The sequence below is a fragment of the Acidocella sp. genome, from assembly GCF_052326845.1.
GTDB lineage: Bacteria > Pseudomonadota > Alphaproteobacteria > Acetobacterales > Acetobacteraceae > Acidocella.
Genome location: NZ_JBKQJR010000084.1, coordinates 1 through 4,232, shown reverse-complemented (window position 1 = coordinate 4,232; position 4,232 = coordinate 1). Strand labels below are relative to the sequence as shown.

The 4,232-nt window shown below is 65.9% G+C and carries 5 protein-coding genes; 3 read left to right on the top strand and 2 right to left on the bottom strand.

Annotated features, from left to right (window positions below; all coding sequences use genetic code 11):
- Nucleotides 1-771: hypothetical protein (locus tag ACLPJJ_RS05740; RefSeq protein ID WP_443589991.1), on the bottom strand; the 771-nt coding region annotated here is incomplete at its 3' end.
- Between the two features lie 163 nt (nt 772-934).
- Here ACLPJJ_RS05740 and ACLPJJ_RS05735 point away from each other — a divergent pair.
- The 3 genes from ACLPJJ_RS05735 (at nt 935) to ACLPJJ_RS05725 (ending at nt 3,341) form a co-directional block, all read left to right on the top strand.
- Nucleotides 935-1,408 carry a DUF3617 domain-containing protein gene (locus ACLPJJ_RS05735; RefSeq protein WP_443589990.1) on the top strand — a complete coding sequence of 158 codons (474 nt, stop codon included), beginning with the start codon at nt 935-937 and terminating at the stop codon, nt 1,406-1,408.
- Nucleotides 1,392-2,684, top strand: coding sequence for an AmpG family muropeptide MFS transporter (locus ACLPJJ_RS05730; protein WP_443589992.1), 1,293 nt, complete (start codon nt 1,392-1,394; stop codon nt 2,682-2,684). The genes ACLPJJ_RS05735 and ACLPJJ_RS05730 overlap by 17 nt, the downstream gene beginning before the upstream one ends.
- Before the next feature lie 78 nt (nt 2,685-2,762).
- Nucleotides 2,763-3,341, top strand: coding sequence for a DJ-1/PfpI family protein (locus ACLPJJ_RS05725; protein WP_443589989.1), 579 nt, complete (start codon nt 2,763-2,765; stop codon nt 3,339-3,341).
- 3 nt (nt 3,342-3,344) lie between these two features.
- On the opposite strand, the gene ACLPJJ_RS05720 is transcribed toward ACLPJJ_RS05725, so the two are convergent.
- Nucleotides 3,345-4,139, bottom strand: coding sequence for an MOSC domain-containing protein (locus tag ACLPJJ_RS05720; RefSeq protein ID WP_443589988.1), 795 nt, complete (start codon nt 4,137-4,139; stop codon nt 3,345-3,347).
- Nucleotides 4,140-4,232: the final 93 nt, after the last annotated feature.

The following is a 4,232-nucleotide window of genomic DNA, read 5'->3' as shown; positions in this document are numbered from 1 at the left end:
GCTGCCGACACCGTTGGTGATCGGCACGCCGGTATTCTTCAGCGCGCCGGTTGCCGCCCCTTGGAGAGCGCCCGCCGCAGTAGCCCGCAGTTGCTGCTCCAGGGCAGAGGAGCCCGCCTTGGTCGCCTCGCTGGTAATGGCGCCGAGCACCTGGTTGGCAATTTCCGCCGCGGTGGCGCCGCCGCTGTTCTGGCCGATATTGGTGAGGTGGATTTCCGGCAACGCCACGATCAGGCTGCGCCCGCTCAACGCCGGGGCGGCTACGCTGATCTGCCCGCCGGTGACGTACAGATCCTTGATGATCTCTTTGCGGCCCGGGCTGCCGCCTTGCTGCTGAGAAGCCGGTTGCGCGCCGCCGCCGCCGGCATAGGCCTGCACATTATGCTGAATGGTTTGCAGGTTGCTGCCTTCGCCCAGGCCCTTCACCTCGTAGGTGACATGCGGTTGCGCGATGGTGACGTTGTCGATCACGATCGGGCCGTTGCCGGCGATGCTGGAGGTGTCCACCTGCACCGCGGCCTGGCCGAGGGTGAGCGCCTGGTTGGAGGAGAACCCAGCCGGATTGCCGATGCTAATGCCCGAAATGGAGCCGGTCCCGGAGGTGAGGGAGAGGTGCACACTGTCCACCGATACTTCGGTCTGGGTCGCGGCGGAGCCGTATTTCTCGATGGCGGCCTTGATCAGCGAGTCGAGGTTTGAGAACAGGTAATAGGCCGCGCCGGCGATGAGCAGAAGCAGCACGGCAAGCGTGATACCAAGTTTTTTCCACATAGGGGCAATTCCTTATTGGCTGGCATTTATCTCGGGCGCGAATCTAAACCGGGGATTGTGTCGCGGGAAGGGCAAAGCCGGGGCGTATGGTGATTTGTCACATGCCGCCGCGTTGCCTCGGCGCGGCTGGTTGGCTAGCTTGCCGGTCATGATGCGGATTCTGATGTCCGGCCTGATTCTGCTGGGTGCGGCCGGCCCGGCTTTGGCGGATGGGCTCCCGGCGCGCGAGCCCGGGTTGTGGCAGAGCACCACCACGGTGACCGGGCCGGACGGCCAGCCGTTGGCCAACGCGGTGAACGTGGTGACGGTGAGCTGCGTGGACGCGCTGAACGACCAGAAATTCTTCCTCAGCAACCAGAGCGCCTGCAGCAACTTGAGAGTCTCCGGCGATGGTGGCAGCTATAAGATCGACGGCATGTGCACCCAGAGCGGCAAGCCGTCGGTGATCCATGAGACGCTGGACTATGCCGACACCAAGGATGTGGCGCTGACCGCGCAGCTCGGGGACATGACCGTGCATTCGCAACTGCAATGGCAAGGCGACTGCATGGACGGGATGCAGCCCGGAGATGAGGGCGACATCGAGAACGGGGCCTTCGTGAAGGCCGACAACATCAACGATACCGCCGATCAGTAACATCCCGCACCCGGCGCGCGGCGCCATTCCCGCTGCTGAGGTCAGGCGTCTGGCCATCATGGCCATGCTCGGCTTCGCCTCCGGCCTGCCTTGGGCGCTCTCCGGCCCCACTTTGCGCATGTGGATGGCGAGCGAGCATGTGGGGCTCGGGCTGATCGGGCTGACCGCGAATATCAGCCTTGCCTATCTGCTGAAATTCGTCTGGGCCCCGGTGTTCGACGAGGTGAAGCCGTTTTCCCTCGGGCGGCGGCGGGGCTGGCTGATGACGGTGCAGATCGCGCTGGCCGGGGCAATCGCGGCGCTAGCCTTAAGCGACCCGCTGGCGCATATCGGGCTGACGCTGGCCTTGGGCGCGCTGGTGGCGTTTTGCTCGGCCAGCCAGGACATCATCATCGACGCCTGGCGCATCGAGAGCTTCGCCCCGAAGCTGCAGGGTGCGGCGCTGGCGGCGGAGGTGTGGGGCTGGCGCGTGGCGTTCCTCGTCTCCAATGCCGGGGTGATCGCGCTTTCGGTGAAGACCGGCTGGCATGTGGCGGTGGGGCTGATGGCGGTGCTGGCACTGCTGGGGCTGGTGGCAACGCTGCTGGCCGCCGAGCCGCAGGTCGAGCGGGAGAGAGTGCCGGCCGGGGTGGCGGCGCGCTTCGCCGTGGCGGTGAAGGAGCCGCTGACGGAATTTCTGGCGCGGCGCGGGGCGGTGGTGGCGATCGCCTTCATCCTGCTGTTCCGCCTGGGCGGGGCGCTCGGCGCGCCGATGCTGGCACCTTTCTATACGTGGCTGGGGTATGACCGCGCCGCGATCGCGCTCGCGAACGGGCCGGTGTCTTTGATATGCGGCCTCGCGGGCACGGCGCTGGGCGCGGTGCTGGTGGCACGCATGGGCGTGGGGCGGGCGCTGCTGTTTACCGCGCTGCTGCAGGTGGCGGCTTTGTGCATGTATCCGGTGCTGGGGCTGTTTCCGCACGCGCCGCACATCCTGGTGGCGATCTCGGCGTTGGAAGCCTTTACCGACGCGTTCTCGGACACCGCGTTCCTCTCTTATATGTCCGGGCTGTGCCACCCCGAGCATACGGCGACGCAATACGCGCTGCTCTCGTCCCTCGCGCCGCTGGCGCTGCATACCGTGGCTGGGGCCTCCGGGTTCATGGCGGCGCGGATCGGGTTTCTGCCGTTCTTCATCGGCTGCGCTGCCGCGGCGGTGCCGGGGGTGCTGCTGCTGATGGTGATATTGCGGCGGTATCCGCCAGCGGCGCGGCGTGCGGCTGTCGTACAGGGATAACACCCGAACCCGGGTTACGGGTGTATGCTGCGCTGGTCAGGGGATGGCCCGGCGGATTTGCACAGCAGGAGGAAACCCATGCCGAAAAAGATTCTCATGATCGTTGGCGATTTTGTTGAAGACTATGAGGTCATGGTGCCATTCCAGGCGCTGATCGCGGTGGGGCACAAGGTGGATGCGGTGTGCCCGGACAAGAAGGCAGGCGATAAGGTCGCCACCGCCATTCATGATTTCGAGGGGCATCAGACCTATACCGAAAAGCCCGGGCATAGCTTCACGCTCAATGCCAGCTTCGCGGAGGCGAAGGCGGAGAATTACGACGCGCTCGTGGTGCCCGGCGGGCGGGCGCCGGAATATTTGCGGCTGAATCCGAAGGTGCTGGAAGCCGTGCGGCATTTCTTCGCTGCCAACAAGCCGGTGGCGGCGATCTGCCATGGCGCGCAGCTACTGGCCGCCGCCGGGGTGCTGGAAGGGCGGCACTGCTCGGCCTACCCGGCCTGCGGCCCCGAGGTGACGCTGGCCAAGGGCACATATGCCAATATCGCCGTGGATGCCGCCATCACTGACGGCAATCTCGTCACCGCGCCCGCCTGGCCAGCCCATCCGGCGTGGCTTGCCCAGTTCCTCACCCTGCTTGGCACCAGGATCACGCATTGAGGCTTAAGCCAGGGTGATGGCGTCACCGGGCCTGATTTCCCCGCCGGTGACGACCTCGGCGAAGATGCCGAGATCCACGTGGCCGAAATTCTGCTGCAACTCCTTCACCGGGTTGGCGTCCTTCTCGGCTGTGTCCGGGTTGACCATGGTGGCGGCGCAGCGGTCGATGCGTTCCTGGACGAGGAGCCGCGCGGCGCCGATCCGGATTTCCCGGCCGAGCCAGGAGAACTCCGCCCAGGGGGCGATGTCGTCTATGTATATGTTGGCGCGGAAGCGCCTTGCATCGCGCGGGGCAGCCACGGCGGCTTCCAGCGCGCCGAGCGAGCCGAGGCCGATGAGGCTGACGACCTGGGTCTTGTGGTCGCAGAAGCTGTGCGCAGGGAAATAGTGGAATTGCGGGGCCTGGCCTTCAGCGCCGTGGCGGGCTTCCTCGCCCAGGAAGGCCGTGAGGAAGCTGGTGAGTTCGGTGCGGCCCTCCGGTGTGAAGGGCGAGGCGGTGAGGCGGGTGCCGTCGGGCGCGGCGATGGTCAGGGTTCCGGTGGTCTCGTCGAAGCTGGTGCGCAGGGCGGCGGCTTTGGCATTCTTCGCCAGGCACATGAAATTGCTCTTCGGGATCCAGGCCGGATGCTCCGGGTCCAGCTTCGCGTCCCCCTGGGCCAGGGCGAAGGCGCGGTCCCAGGGGATGCACCGCCCCGGGCTGAGCGTGGCCTGTGCCAGGCGCTCGGGCGTGAGGCCTTTCACCGGATAGCGGTAGAGCGAGTGGATTCTCATTTTCTGCAACCTCTTGAGGTAGATCATGTTCCTACCCATGTTGGGCTGGCAAGGTCCGCGTCGCCTACTGAGGGACGAGACTTGGCGTTGCCTTTTTTAAGGGACGGATGAGGGAGCAGA

What these genes read in the sequence shown, in the direction of transcription:
- ACLPJJ_RS05720 (WP_443589988.1), bottom strand. Translation starts at nt 4,139, where the DNA reads ATGATCTACCTCAAGAGGTTGCAGAAAATGAGAATCCACTCGCTCTAC.
- ACLPJJ_RS05735 (WP_443589990.1), top strand. Translation starts at nt 935, where the DNA reads ATGTCCGGCCTGATTCTGCTGGGTGCGGCCGGCCCGGCTTTGGCGGAT.
- ACLPJJ_RS05725 (WP_443589989.1), top strand. Translation starts at nt 2,763, where the DNA reads ATGCCGAAAAAGATTCTCATGATCGTTGGCGATTTTGTTGAAGACTAT.